This is a genomic window from Methyloglobulus sp., from assembly GCF_046714055.1.
Lineage (GTDB): Bacteria > Pseudomonadota > Gammaproteobacteria > Methylococcales > Methylomonadaceae > Methyloglobulus.
Window position 1 is genome coordinate 1 of sequence record NZ_JBKKBJ010000144.1, and the last position, 5,341, is coordinate 5,341.

General features: G+C 45.8%; 5 protein-coding genes. All 5 read right to left on the bottom strand.

What is annotated here, in order from left to right:
• Positions 1-114: 114 nt before the first annotated feature.
• Positions 115-657 carry a peptide deformylase gene (gene def, locus ACLQ6D_RS08725; protein ID WP_411726896.1) on the bottom strand — a complete coding sequence of 181 codons (543 nt, stop codon included), beginning with the start codon at positions 655-657 and terminating at the stop codon, positions 115-117.
• Positions 654-2,768 carry a polyphosphate kinase 1 gene (gene ppk1 / locus ACLQ6D_RS08730; protein WP_411726897.1) on the bottom strand — a complete coding sequence of 705 codons (2,115 nt, stop codon included), beginning with the start codon at positions 2,766-2,768 and terminating at the stop codon, positions 654-656. Before ppk1 ends, def begins: the two co-directional genes overlap by 4 nt.
• A gap of 16 nt (positions 2,769-2,784) precedes the next feature.
• Positions 2,785-3,444 (bottom strand): class I SAM-dependent methyltransferase, encoded by a 660-nt coding sequence (locus tag ACLQ6D_RS08735; RefSeq protein WP_411726898.1) that lies wholly within the window; start codon positions 3,442-3,444, stop codon positions 2,785-2,787.
• Entirely contained in the window at positions 3,444-4,346 is a 903-nt protein-coding gene (locus tag ACLQ6D_RS08740; RefSeq protein WP_411726899.1) for a 1-aminocyclopropane-1-carboxylate deaminase/D-cysteine desulfhydrase, read from the bottom strand. The genes ACLQ6D_RS08735 and ACLQ6D_RS08740 overlap by 1 nt, the downstream gene beginning before the upstream one ends.
• Before the next feature lie 66 nt (positions 4,347-4,412).
• Positions 4,413-5,150, bottom strand: a complete 738-nt coding sequence (locus ACLQ6D_RS08745; RefSeq protein WP_411726900.1) for a transporter — start codon at positions 5,148-5,150, stop codon at positions 4,413-4,415.
• Between the last annotated feature and the right edge of the window lie 191 nt (positions 5,151-5,341).

Consider the following 5,341-nt stretch of genomic DNA (forward strand, 5'->3'; position numbering starts at 1 on the left):
GCCTGTTCGAAACAGGTTTGTAGCGGCGTGATGTCATGTCTATATACAATTCATTATATTTATCAATGGAGTACATTATACCACGCGGATGGTGAAATAATACTTTCACAGTCTCTAAAGCGAAACCTCCCTACGCGTGAATAACTTGAAATATTCGCTTTCGGAAATAATATCTTCGGTACTTTCGACCCGATCCAGGTAGACCTTGCCTTCCAGGTGGTCGGCTTCGTGTTGTAAGACCCTGGCGACAAAACCTTCCAGTTTTTGCTCAACAGGATTACCTTGTTCGTCGGTATATTGCACCCTGATGGCCTTATATCGGGGCACTAAAGCACGTATGCCCGGAATGCTCAAACAACCTTCCCAGTCTTTTTCCTTCTCATTGGATAATGCCTCGAAAACAGGGTTTATCATCACTGTTGGTGCCATTAGCGGCGCTGTTGGATAGCGTGTTGTCGGTCGGGAAGCGACGATGATAATCCGCTTGAGTCGGCTGATTTGTGGCGCAGCAAGGCCAACGCCTTGGGTGGTTGCCAGAGTTGTTTGCATATCCTTGATGATTTGCTGGATTTCTGGGCTATCAACGTGCTGAACAATCTCGGCATGTTGCCTTAGTACCTTTGCCCCAAGTTGGGCGATTTCGCAGGGTTGTGTCATGGCTGATTTTGTAATTCCTGTAAAAGTACCGTCTGTGCTTGTATCAATTCTTGATTTTTTTTACGTTTTATTTGTGCATAACTGCCATCGGGTTGCAAGAGCCAGGATTGGCTGTTATCGCTCAGATAAGTGTCAAGGTCGCGTAATATACGATTATGCAAGCGTTTGCTTTCAATAGGAAAACAAGCTTCCACGCGCTGAAACATATTGCGGTTCATCAAGTCCCCGCTAGACGCATAGACTTCCCAGTTACCATCATTCGCAAATGCAAACACACGGGCATGTTCCAGAAAACGCCCGATGATAGACCGCACCTCTATATTTTCTGACACGCCTGGGATACCCGGCTTTAAACAGCAAATACCCCGGACGATGAGTTTAATCTTGACACCGGCCTGCGATGCCCGGTAAAGCGCCTGAATGGCTTGTTCTTCAACAATAGCATTCACCTTGATGATGATTTTGGCAGTTTTGCCTTCCTTGGCATGTAGAATTTCACGGTCAATTTTTTCAATAATGCCACTGTGCAAGGTGAAAGGCGATTGCAATAATTTATGTAATTTGCTTACTTTTCCAAGGCTTGTCAATTGCGCGAATATTCTTCTGACATCTTCACCTAAATCCTTGTCGCAGGAAAACAGGCCGTAATCTGTATAGAGCAGTGCTGTTTTGGGATGGTAATTGCCAGTACCTAAATGTACATAATTACGCAATTCCTTGCCTTCCCTTTTCAACACCAGGCACATTTTGGCATGGGTTTTATAGCCCACCACACCGTACACGACATGAACCGCCGCTTCCTGTAGTTTGGCCGCCAAACTGATATTGTCTTTCTCGTCAAATCGTGCCCTTAACTCGATAACGACAGTCACTTCCTTACCGGCACTTGCCGCTTTAATCAAGGCGCTGACAATCGGCGAGTCAGCGCCAGTACGGTAAAGCGTTTGCTTAATCGCCAACACATCCGGCGCAACCGCCGCCTGGCGGAGAAATTCAACGACTGGCGAGAAAGACTCAAAAGGGTGGTGCAGTAAAATGTCATGGCGTTTGATAGCAGCGAAGATATCCTTATTCCGCGTCAGTTGTATAGGGACAACAGGTTTGAATGGAGTGAACGTGAGATCGGGACGATCAACTAGGGCTATTATTTCCTGCAATCGGTTAAGGTTAACCGGGCCATCCACCAAAAAGAGGCGATCCCGTGTCATTTCAAACCGGTCTAGCAGGAAGCTGACAGTTTCATCGGGACACATAGCATCAATTTCCAGGCGCACTTCATCCCCGTAATTACGCATCGCCAATTCGCCTTGCACAGCCAGCAGCAAGTCATCGATGGCATCGTCATCGACAAAAAAATCACTGTTCCGGGTCACCCTGAACTGGTAACAGCCCTTGACGGCCATGCCATTGAACAGCTCTCCCACAAAAGCATGGATGATGGAAGACAAAAACACGAAATCGGCAGTCCCGCTTTGGGTTTCTTCCGCTGGAAACTGGATGATACGCGGCAGGGACCTAGGCGCTTGTAAAATGGCGCGTCCGCTGTTCCGCCCAAACGCGTCCTTGCCTGTCAGGGAGATAATAAAATTTAAGCTCTTGTTTAAAATCCGTGGAAAGGGATGGGCAGAATCCAGGCCTACCGGGGACAAAATTGGCAATAATTGGTCGTTAAAGTAAGTTTCCAGCCATTGATGCTGTACTTCAGTCCAGTCATTGCGGCGGATAAAGCGTATATTTTCCTGTTGCAGTTTCGGGATCAATATCTCATTGAGCACCCTGTATTGCTCATCAACCAGTTGATGGGCATTAGTGGCAATGAGTTCCAGTTGTTCATTAGGATTTAAACCATCTTGTCCGATTATGACTTTGGGATCAATAGCCGCCATTTGTATCACGCCGGCAACACGGATTTCGTAAAATTCATCGAGATTGGAACAGGAGATGCACAGATAATTAAGCCGTTCCAGTAAAGGTACGTTTTCATCTTTGGCTTGTGCCAACACCCGCTTATTGAACTCGAGCAGGCTTAGTTCACGGTTGATGTAGAATTCCGGTCTTTGCAGGTCGATAGTTTCAATTTTCTCTTTTGTTGTCACATCTAGTGTTGTCATGTGTTGTCCATTAGTGTCAGCTTGCGATACCTGATATGAAAACATGCCGGTCACTGATTTGCTCGACAGTCAGGGGTAGCCCCGCTTGGGCCATCTGGTCGTTGATTTCTTCAACGGTAAATGCCGCCAGCAAGGAACAATAAAAATCCCGTTGTAATATTTCGGGTTCCTTAGTGGCATAGGTTTCGATTAATGCTTTTGCCATTTCGGTTGTGTCCGGCCTTATTAAGTCCATAACGGCTATGCGCGTACCGGATGTGGAATACGTCTTCACCACTTGCCAAAGCACTTGCGGGTCAGGCAGGTGGTGCAGCAAACTGTTGCTGAAAATAATATGGTAACGCAATTCCGGCAGTTCAGTATCGGGCAGCTTTCCGTGAATAAAATTCAGCCGTGATTGCAATTCAGCATCAATAGAATTTACACCATAATCTATCATGGGTTTGGAACCATCAATAGCATCAATCTTGCAGAAGGGAAAAGCCCTGGCAAACCGGCGGCTGATATCGCCAGGACCGCAACCCAAATCCAGCGCTTTGCCGCTGAAGCCGGGTTCATTCACAAATGCTTTTAGCCGCTGTATAAATTCACTATGCGGCTTTTCAAAATCAGCTTCCGCATAAGCGACAACTTGTTCTGCGTCGTCCATTAACTCAGGTTCTAGCACTCTTTGCATCAGGCGTAACCTCTTTTCCCCTGTAAGCCACCAGTATGTACGGCGACAATACGCTGCCCCGGCTTAAAATAGCCTTTTGCAATCAAATCGTAGAGACCATACAGCATTTTTCCGGTATACACGGGTTCCAATGGGATTAAAGTTTTTTGCTCAAAAGCAGCCATAAATGACACTAATGTTGGGTTAAGTTTAGCAAATCCACCGAAATGGTAATCCTGAAATATTTCCCAGTTATGAAATTCTCCAGACAGCAATGATTGCACATCCGATTGCAAAAATCCGGCGTTTTTTAATGCGGCAAAACCCAGCACTGAAATTTTCCCAGAAACGGCGTTGATAAGACCCGCCAACGTGGCTCCTGTTCCACAAGTCACACACAAGGTATCGTATGGGATGTCAATTTCATCGACCAATTCCGCAATGCCTTTTAAGGCCAGGCTAGTTGCGCCGCCTTCCGGTAACCAGTATTGGTGGGGCTTGAGTCCGGGCAAATCCTGCCAATGCTTATAGTTTCTGTAGTGGCGATAATCAGGACGCGATACAAAACGTAGTTCCATCCCCCAGTTTTCCATATCCAACAAGGTGGGGGTTAAGGGTACAGGTCGTTCACCTCGAATAATGCCTATGGTGTTCAGGCCGAGAATCCTGCCCACATAAGCTAAAGCGTGCAGGTGGTTTGAGTAAGCGCCACCCATGCTGATGATTGTATCCGTGCCCAGCGACAAGGCTTCATCCAGGCTATATTTAAGCTTACGCCATTTGTTTCCGGAAATGACGGGATGTAGCAGGTCGTCCCGTTTTATCCATAGATTGATGTCATGGTTTTCGAGAAAGGGATCATCTATTTTACTCAAGGCTGACAGCCCAAAGGTTTGTTCCAGCTTAATCAGTTCTGGGTGCATAAGGTTGTAACAACCCGTTTATATGTTATGTTGATATTATTTAACCGTCCAAGCCGCGAACGTTCTTCAAGAGTCAAACAAGAAACTAAAGCCTGCAAAAGCGCCGTAATCATCTGAATTCGTGGTTAAGCCAACCGATCCTCCGAAATCCAATACCAACTGGCGATTAACCGTATAATTAAGTGCCATTAACCATTGGCTGGAGGTTTCTTGTTGCGATCCTAAAACTCCAGAGAACTCACCTGCTATACCCCAATGACCTGAAAGAGGATGCGAAGCAGCAAGAGCCCAATTATATTTATAGCGATCATGTTCTTTGGTATGAAAACCTTGGCGAATCACACCTATATTTAAATCAACGCGTAAATCAGCAATATCCTGGCTAATAATTAAAGTGCCTGAATAATCGGTGCGCCCCGTTCCTAAAGGTTTAGCGGCAGAAGGCAAGATAACACCGCCTTCAATACCGAATGCCAATGTACTGCTGAGAGGGTGATAATATTTTAATAAGAGCGTCGTATTACCAAAACTGCTATCAACGTGTTCCGCGTTTTCGGCTTTAATCCAGGCCTCACCACCGACTAAAATTCCCCAATTTTCAAGGAACGCATATTTTAGTAAAAACGGAAGGCTATATTGTTCCTCAATCATCCCAGGTTGATTAAATTGTGTTCCCAGCTCAAATTCGAAATGATTTAAAGCTGATAATTCGGCAGGATTTGAAACCGTTGGCCGATAAGGGGTTACTGTCGGCAATTCAGCCTGAACATTGACCGAAATAAGTAGTGATAATAATACAAGCACTAACACGTAAGGTTTTATACATGCCCGCTCTTTGTGCCAAGCGCCATAACCCCGTCATTCAGGCCTTTTGGGGTCGCCTTCAGAGTAACGGTAAAAACGGTAAAGCCATTACTTGTGCCGCTATGCGTAAGTTAATTCATATCGCCTTCGGCGTCATCAAATCTGGCAAACCTTTTGATCCTAACTATGCC